This window comes from Streptomyces boluensis, from assembly GCF_009908195.1.
Lineage (GTDB): Bacteria > Actinomycetota > Actinomycetes > Streptomycetales > Streptomycetaceae > Streptomyces > Streptomyces boluensis.
The window spans coordinates 1-2,555 of record NZ_JAAAHS010000622.1 but is presented as its reverse complement, the minus strand read 5'-3'; the positions used below and the strand labels follow the sequence as shown (position 1 = coordinate 2,555).

General features: G+C 71.2%; 2 protein-coding genes. Both read right to left on the bottom strand.

Translation table 11 applies throughout. The annotated features are described in order from the left end of the window. Positions 1-111: 111 nt before the first annotated feature. The gene (locus tag GUY60_RS36710) at positions 112-822 is read right to left on the bottom strand and encodes a DUF998 domain-containing protein (protein ID WP_161705837.1); all 711 of its coding nucleotides are present in this window, start codon (positions 820-822) and stop codon (positions 112-114) included. A gap of 50 nt (positions 823-872) precedes the next feature. Next, positions 873-2,324, bottom strand: a complete 1,452-nt coding sequence (gene gadC / locus GUY60_RS36705; protein WP_161705836.1) for a glutamate/gamma-aminobutyrate antiporter GadC — start codon at positions 2,322-2,324, stop codon at positions 873-875. Positions 2,325-2,555: the final 231 nt, after the last annotated feature.

The following is a 2,555-nucleotide window of genomic DNA, read 5'->3' as shown; positions in this document are numbered from 1 at the left end:
AGTCGTACCAGGCCATGCCGAGCCCGGCGGAGAGTACGCAGACCGGTCCGGTGCCCTCGACGACGACGTGGTGCGGCACGCCGCCGATCCGTACGAAGGCCGGTGCCGTGCTCATCGGGACCGGCCCAGGGGTGCGGCGGTGCGGGCGAGGGAGAGTGCGAACAGGGCGAGCCAGGCGGCGATCAGGAGGACCTGGGCGCGCTGCCCGAGGCCGATCAGCCAGGTGCCGTGACCGGTCTCGAGGGCGGCGATGGCGGCCAGCGTCCATACGGTGACGGCCAGTTCGAGGGCGACGACCCAGGGGCCGAAGCGGGCGAGCGGCCACCAGATGCCGTGTCTGCGGGCGGCGAGGGTGAGGGCGGCCATGCCGACGACGGCGCCGGTGACGGCGAGGGAACTGGTGACGGCGTGCGCCGTGTGGGTGCCGGGAAGCAGTCCTGCGGCCTCCAGGGCGGCGCACTCGGGGTCGGCGGTGGGCGTGCAGGTCAGCGGCAGCCGGGAGTCGGCGGCGGTGGCGGCGCCGAAAAGCAGAAGCCCGGCCCAGCCGGCCGCGGCGGGGCCGCGGTGCGGGCGCAGCCGGGCCAGGCCCCAGAGGGCGCCCGCGAGGACGAGGAGTCCGGCGGTGAGGTCGGTGGCGCGGAACAGGCCGCCGAGGTTCTCGGTCTCGGCGGCGAGTTCGCTGACGTAGGTCCGTATCGGGTCGAGGCCCGTGGTGAGGACGGCTTCGAGCACCCAGGCGGTGTACGCGGCGGCGCCGAGCGCGAAGAACGCGGCGGCGATCCGGGCGTCACGCCGCGAACGGAGGCGGCCGGAGAGGTACATGACGGGACGGAGCCTGCGGTGCCGGTAGGAGCTCAGGGCTCCCCCGGTGCTCACGGGCCCGCCGGAGGGCCGTCACGTACCGCGTCCGGATGGATCCAGCTGGGTTTGCGGAGCTTGAGGAAGGCGAGCGGGGCGACGAGGCCGATGAGGACGAGGCCGCCGCCGACGATCAGGAGGTACCGCCAGAGCGGGGCGTCGCCGAACTGGTCGGGCGGCACGAAGCCGATCGCCATGGCGGCGAGCGAGGCGACGAAGCCGACGCCCGCGACCAGGCGCACGGCCGGCACGTGGAAGCCGCGCGGCTGGTCCGGCTGGGTCGTCCGGAGCCGGATGACGGCGAGGAACATCAGCAGGTAGGCGATGAGATAGATCTGCACGGTGATCACGGAGAACATCCAGTACGCGGACGACACGTCGTCGCTGAACGCGTAGAGGACGCCGATCAGGGTGGTGATCACACCCTGCGCGACCATGATGTTCTGCGGTACGCCGTTGCGGTTGAGGCGCTGCAGGAACGGCGGCAGGTAGCCCTCCTGGCGGGACAGCATGACGAGGCCCTTGGCCGGTCCGGCGAGCCAGGTGAGCATGCCGCCGAGCGCGGCCATCACGAGCATGATCCCGACGACCTTGGTGAGCCAGGCGACCCCGAAGTGCCCGAAGAACGCCTGGAAGGCCTGCATCAGACCGGCGGTCAGGCTGAGTTGCTCGGCCGGCATGACCCAGCTGATCGCGAGCGCCGGCAGGATGAAGATGAGCAGGACGAGGCCGGTGGCGAGGAAGATCGACCGGGGGTACTCGGAGCGCGGTTCGCGCAGCGACGACACATGGACGCCGTTCATCTCCATGCCCGCGTACGACAGGAAGTTGTTGACGATCAGGACCAGGCTGGCCAGGCCTGTCCAGGGCGGCAGCCAGTGGTCGGCGCTCATCGGCGCGGCGGACGGGTTGCCCTGGGAGAGGAAGACGACGCCGAGCGCGACGAGCACGACGCCCGGCACGAGGGTGCCGACGATCAGGCCGAAGCTGGAGAGCCCGGCGACCGTCCTGGTGCCGCGCGAGGAGACCCACACGCCGGTCCAGTAGATGACGACGATGACGATGGCGACGTACGGGCCGTTCTCGGCGAGGCTCGGGTGGATGACGTACGCGAAGGTCGAGGCGACGTACGCGAGCAGGCTCGGGTAGTACGCGATGGTCATGGCGAACTGGCACCACACGGCGAGGAAGCCGAGCGGTTTGCCGAGGGCCTCGCTCACCCAGCGGTAGATGCCGCCGTTCCAGCCGGACGCGAGTTCCGCGCCGACCAGGGCGGTGGGCAGCAGGAAGACGACGGCGGGCAGCAGATAGAGGAAGACCGCCGCCAGGCCGTAGATGGCCATCGAGGGCGAGGGCCTGAGGCTCGCCACCGACGCGGTGGTCATCAGGGCGAGCGTGACCCAGGAGATGAACTGCCGTCTGGTGCCGTCGTCGGCGGCTTCCCGAACCTTCTCGGTGGTCGTCATGCGGTCCATGATCAGCGGGCTCCGGCCGGGCCGCATGTCGGCACCCGGCGACGTCCCCAGGGGGCCGTCCAGGGGGTGTCTGGACGGCCCCGTCCCGTTCCGTTCCGCAAGACGCCGGGGCGGCGTACAACCTTGGGTGCGGTCCGCGAGTCCTTCCTGCGCGGGGTCCAGTCGTGGGCCCTGATTCACCGATCCTTCACTAGGACTGCACATGACCGCGCCCAACAGCCC